At 49.9% G+C, this 4,661-nt stretch carries 2 protein-coding genes; both read right to left on the bottom strand.

The genetic code is table 11. From position 1 onward, the window contains the following. Positions 1–27: 27 nt before the first annotated feature. Positions 28–3,609: a PolC-type DNA polymerase III gene (locus KH813_RS06055; RefSeq protein WP_303994458.1), complete on the bottom strand. Its 3,582-nt coding sequence runs from the start codon at positions 3,607–3,609 to the stop codon at positions 28–30. Between the two features lie 17 nt (positions 3,610–3,626). Further along, positions 3,627–4,472, bottom strand: a complete 846-nt coding sequence (locus KH813_RS06050; RefSeq protein WP_303994457.1) for a VanW family protein — start codon at positions 4,470–4,472, stop codon at positions 3,627–3,629. Positions 4,473–4,661: the final 189 nt, after the last annotated feature.

The raw sequence follows: 4,661 nt of genomic DNA, 5'->3' as shown, positions 1-4,661 counted from the left end.
GCTTACGGTAAGCCCGCAAGTGTAGGATTAACCAAATAAATTTAATTGTTCTTCATCAGGCATTCCCTCCAAGGCGCCCATTTCCGTTAGTGTTTCCACAATCGTCTGGCTGACCTTACCGCGTTTACGCAGGTCTTCTTTTGATGTAAACGGTCCGTTTTCACGCGCCGCCACAATTTCTTCCGCTACGGTTTCGCCAAGTCCCGGTACGCAGGAAAGCGGCGGTAACAACATCCCATCTTCCACCACAAAATCGCGCACGTGGGAACGGGCAAGATCGATGGGTTTAAAACGGAAACCGCGTTGCGCCATTTCCATCGCCACTTCAATATTCGTAGCGGAATCCTTTTCTACCGCACTGGCGTCGCGGCCTTTGGCCTGAATATATTTCCACATTTTTTCTTGGCTCGCCAACCCCGGCAAAATCGCCTTGCCGTCAAAAGAACCGCGCGCACGTACGGTAAAGTATGCTGCATAAAACGCCAGCGGATGATAAATTTTAAACCAGGCAATACGAAATGCCATCATGACATATGCCACCGCGTGCGCCCGTGGAAAAAGATACGAGATTTTTTTGCAGGAATTGATGAACCATTCCGGAATCTTTTCTTTGCGCAGAGCTTCTTCGTTTTTGCTGACAGGTTGCCCCTGTTTATTTTTCTTTTCGAGACCGCGTCCTTTCCGAACATTTTCCATGACGTTGAACGCAATTTTGGGGGCCACACCGTGCTGAATTAAATAGTTCATCACGTCATCACGGGTCGAAATCGCATCTTCCAGCTTGACTTCACCGGCCGTAATCAAATCCTTGGCATTATTAAGCCACACATCCGTGCCATGAGAAAAGCCGCTGATACGAACCAATTCACTGAAGTTTTGCGGGTGCGTATCTTCCAGCATCTGGCGTACGAATTGCGTGCCGTATTCCGGAATCCCCAGCGTCCCGACGGTATCTCCATTTAATTGCTCCGGTGTCAGCCCCAGCGCTTCCGTCGAAGAAAAGAGACTGATGGTTGCGGGATCATCAAAGGGAATTTCCGATGGTTTGATGCCCGTCAAATCTTCCAAAATACGAATGACGGTCGGGTCATCATGCCCTAGAATATCGAGTTTGACCATACGGCCTTCGATGGAATGGTAGTCGAAATGAGTCGTGATGATGCCTGACTCTTTTTTGTTAGCCGGATGCTGAATCGGCGTAAATGCCAAAATATCCATATCGCGGGGACAGACCATAATACCGCCCGGATGCTGGCCGGTAGTGTTTTTGACTTTGGTAATACCGGTCAGCAAACTCTCCGCGTAGATATCATTCGTCACCAATTGCCTTTGCTCCGCGTACTTTTTGACATAGCCGAAAGCGGTGCGATCTTGAATTCCGCTGATTGTTCCGGCGCGAAACACATTATCACGTCCGAATAATTCTTCCGTATATTTATGCGCTTGCGGCTGATAATCACCGGAAAAGTTCAAATCAATATCCGGTACCTTATCCCCTTCGAACCCCAAGAATACGGCAAACGGAATGTTGTGACCGTCTTTGTGCAATGTCGCGCCACATTTGGGACATGCTTTATCCGCAAGATCGAATCCGCCGCCGACGGATCCGTCCGTGATGAATTCGCTATATTGACATTGCGGACACAAATAATGCGGCGGCAACGGATTTACTTCCGTAATATCTGCCATGGTTGCCACAAAGGACGAACCGACTGAACCGCGCGAACCGACGAGATAACCATCTCCTAAAGAGTGGGCTACCAACTTATGCGCGATGTAATACAAGACACCGAAACCATTGCCTATAATCGCTTCGAGTTCACTTTTCAATCGTTCATCTACGATCTCCGGCAAAGGGTCACCGTAAAGGCGTTTTGCTTTTGCATAGCACATGCGTTCGAGCTCGGTGTCCGAGCCGCTGATCTGGGGTGAATATAATTTTCCGTCAGCAGGAAGCGGTGCAAAATCTTCCACCAGTTCGCTTACTCCACGGGTATTGCTGACGACGACTTCAAATGCTTTCGCCTCGCCTAGGTAAGAAAACTCTTCCAGCATTTCTACCGTCGTACGCAAATAAAGGTCCGGCAATTGTTCGGGCTCACCGGATTTACCCCATTTGCTGAGTAAAATCTCGCGATAGATTTTATCTTCATCAAACAAATAATGCGAATCGCAAGTTGCACAGACCGGTAAATTTAGCTCTTCCCCCAGACTGACTATAACTTCATTCAGCTTCTGCAAATCGCGATCCGTTTTTACGTCGGGATAGCGATCATCCTGTAAGAGGAAGCGATTGTCCCCGATCGGCTGAATTTCCAAATAATCGTAGTAACTGGCAATTCGCAGTTGCTCCGAGCGCGGCAAATCGTCCAAAACGGCACGGAACAGTTCCCCCGCAACGCAGGCAGAACCGACGATTAATCCTTCGCGGTTTTCATCTAAAATCGCTCGCGGAATGAGCGGTCGTTTTTTGAAATACCGCAAATGCGAAAGCGAAACCAATCGGTACAAGTTTTGCAAACCGACGCGATTTTTCGCCAATAAAATAATATGAGTATATTTTTGCTGATCGCGCGTAATATCCGCCGGGATATCTTCAATCAGGTAGCCTTCCATCCCGTAAATGACTTTGACACCTTTTTCCGCTGCCAATGCCTGCACAATAGGGAACGATTGGACAACACCATGATCGGTAATGGCGACCGCGGGATGATTCCATTCTTTTACCGTGGTCAACAGACGGTCCACATCAATCAGCGCGTCCGTACTCATTTTAGTGTGGAGGTGCAGTTCGACGCGCGGTGTCGGATGGTCATCTGCATGACTGCACATTTCGGTCGGTACCAGCATCAAATTGGAAAGCTGCATAACCAAACCGCCCGAATATTTATCCTGGCGCACTTCGCCGCGCGCCCGTACACGTTTGCCGCGGCAAAGGTTTTTTTCCAAACAGGAAGTATCCTCTCCTTTTTCAAAAAAATACTGCGCCGCCAGACCGTTCGTGTCATCGGCCATTTTTAATTTAAGCAGTTTGCGACCTGTCCGCAATTCGCGAACTTCAGCCGATACAACATCCCCCTCTACGACAACAGTGGCCATCTCTTCGTGAATTTCCCGCATCGCAAGCGGTGTCGCTTTGATTTTGCGCTTGCCGATCAAAAGCTCCGGATCACCGCCGGCTTTAACTTGGGCACGCGCCTGCAAAAATCGATCATCATACAGCAAACTTTGCCAGTTGCTTACCATATCCGTCGTGCTTACGGACGGTGTCGCATCGGCACCCTTGGTTTCTGGTTCGGGAGGCACCTCTTCTGTCGACGTCAGTTCTGAGGTTACCTCTTCTTGTGATGCCCCATTTCCCTGCACAAACGAAGCCGGCGCCACTTTGTCCGCCGGAGCCGCGCTATTTTCGTCAGTCGAACCGGGAAGCACCGTAAGCGTGACTGTTTCACCGTCTACTTTTAGCGTCACGGCCGGCGGTACAAATTCATTTATTTTTTGCGGCGTAAAGTCCGCTGTCTTTGTGATTTCCCAAGTTTTTCCATGGATGTCGACAACTAATTCTTTAAATGTTGCCGGTTTTCGAGGAACAAATTTATACTTTCGCAATGCCTATCGGTACCCCCTTACGTCTGAATTTTATTTTTCGCTTCGGATGCTTCACGATCTTTTCCCTGTTTGTATTCCGTCTTAGCTTTCGCCAGTAATGCCGCGCGTTTTTGCGCCTCCTGCGGCGACAGCTTTGTGATCGTCGTAACCGGGTCGTATACGGAATAAAATGTGTCCGTAAGTGCCCGTCCGTCACTCCAGCTGACACGACGATGCACTACGACAGAGTAGCCGTCATGACCTTTCTCTTCTACAACATCCTCTTTCTGATCATTTACCACCATTTCTTTTTTCTCATGCGGTAAAACTTTCGCAGGTTCTGTTGTAATCGCGACTCCCGCAGGACGATCATCACTATTTCCCAAAATTTTCACATTAATCGCACCGCCGCCGGCTGTCGCCATAACATACACCGGTGACTTCGCTGAGTTGACCCATATAAAATCAATGGAATTATCCGCTACGGTCGCGTCCCGCCCGATTTCTGTGTAACCGACCGGTGCAAAATGCGGTGTGCGCTGCACCACGTCAAGCCCCGCCAAAAGGACCGCATTAAACATGGTCGTGCTGACTTGGCAAATACCGCCGCCGGCGTCGGGAACCAGTTCTCCATTAATAAAAACAGGCGCCGATAAATAACCGGCCTCATATGTACGTAAGCCAGTCGTGTCATTGAACGAGAAGGTTTCACCAGGCGCCAACAAAGTCCCGGAAATGGCAGCGCTTCCTTTATAAATGTTGGCGCTGCGGTTTTCATCGCCGCCGTAATAAGTAGTATATTCACCCAAAACCGTGTTGATCGACGCCAACTGCTCCTTGCGCAACGTCGGCAAATCCACTTGGCTGGCGTTTCTCCGTTCCATGCTCTATGGCCTGCCCACCCGTGAGCGGGGCGCTTTGGCCGATAAAAACCGTTATATTCCCTGGAACGGCGCTGCCATGAGCGGCCGTATGGAATTGACTGACGGAGCCCAGGAGCTGGTATTGGTCCGCGACACGGTACACGGCGGCACGCCCATGGGGCGGTTTTACGCCGCATACGCCGGCACCGC

Source organism: Negativicoccus succinicivorans (genome assembly GCF_018373335.1).
Classification (GTDB): domain Bacteria; phylum Bacillota; class Negativicutes; order Veillonellales; family Negativicoccaceae; genus Negativicoccus; species Negativicoccus succinicivorans_A.
This window is presented reverse-complemented; position numbering and strand designations above follow the sequence as displayed.